This is a genomic window from Sphingomonas cynarae, assembly GCF_039537815.1.
Taxonomy (GTDB): Bacteria; Pseudomonadota; Alphaproteobacteria; order Sphingomonadales; family Sphingomonadaceae; genus Sphingomonas; species Sphingomonas cynarae.
Genome location: NZ_BAABBF010000026.1, coordinates 1 through 731, shown reverse-complemented (window position 1 = coordinate 731; position 731 = coordinate 1). Strand labels below are relative to the sequence as shown.

1 pseudogene is annotated in these 731 nt (G+C 66.1%); it reads right to left on the bottom strand.

The features are described 5' to 3' along the window. Nucleotides 1–675, bottom strand: a pseudogene (locus ABD719_RS18635) (transposase); the annotation flags it as partial. Nucleotides 676–731 lie beyond the last annotated feature (56 nt).

Here is a 731-nt window from a genome sequence, read left to right as displayed (position 1 = left end):
TCAGCACCCGGAACCGGCGACCGGTGGCGAGCTGATCGTGGACGAAGTCCAGACTCCAGCGCTGGTTGGGCAGCGCCAGCACGGGCGCCGGTGCTCGCGCGCCAACGGCCCGCCTTCGTCCCTTCCTGCGCCTGACGGTCAGGCCTTCCTCGCGATACAGCCGCTGGGTCTTCTTGCGGTTGATCATGATGCCGTCCCGGCGGAGCAGGATGTGCAGCCGCCGATAGCCGAACCGCCGGCGCCGCTGCGCCAGATCGCATAACCGCGACCGCAGGTCGCCATCATCATCCCGGCACGAGCGATATCGCATGCTGGTGCGATCCGCCCCGACGACTATGCACGCCCGCCGCTCGCTCATCACCAGCGTCGTCTGGAGATGCGCGACCGCTTCCCGCTTCGCGGCGGGCGTCACCATTTTTTTGAGAGCAGGTCCTTCAGACCCGCGTTGTCGAGCATCGTCTCCGCCAGCAACCGCTTGAGCCTGCCGTTCTCCTCCTCGAGCGCCCGCAGCCGCTTCGCGTCAGATACCTCCAGACCGCCGAACTTGGCCTTCCACGCGTAGTACGTCGCGCTCGACATGCCGTGCTTGCGGCACAGCTCCATCACCGCCGCGCCAGCCTCGGCCTCCTTCAGGATGCCGATGATCTGCTCTTCCGAAAACTGCTTCCGCTTCATCTGTCCGTCCCTTCGAGGGGCCGGTCTCTAGCTCCAGGTGGATGAAAAAACGGGGG